The organism is Thermohalobaculum xanthum, from assembly GCF_016623495.1.
Taxonomy (GTDB): Bacteria; Pseudomonadota; Alphaproteobacteria; order Rhodobacterales; family Rhodobacteraceae; genus Thermohalobaculum; species Thermohalobaculum xanthum.
Genome location: NZ_JAEHHL010000034.1, coordinates 1 through 242, shown reverse-complemented (window position 1 = coordinate 242; position 242 = coordinate 1). Strand labels below are relative to the sequence as shown.

General features: G+C 54.5%; 1 protein-coding gene. It reads right to left on the bottom strand.

Annotated features, from left to right (window positions below; genetic code table 11):
* Window positions 1-242 (bottom strand): hypothetical protein (locus H0I76_RS19305; protein ID WP_200613832.1); only part of this gene is annotated, 242 nt, incomplete at both ends.

The following is a 242-nucleotide window of genomic DNA, read 5'->3' as shown; positions in this document are numbered from 1 at the left end:
TGACGGACGGTCTTCCAGCCCACCCAGCTCCAGCACCACCATTCTGGCATCATCCCGCAGGGACGGTTCATCAGAGTTAAAATACCGGCCGTAAGTGCCGTTGGCAGTGTACTGGTCAAGCAGCACAATCATTTCGTCCAGACGGCTGCGGATGGTCGGTGACTCGACATACTGGTCGTTATCACGGGCGTTTTTCAGGAAATCCACCACATCATCAATGCGCGCCTGCTTCTTTTTAGCCA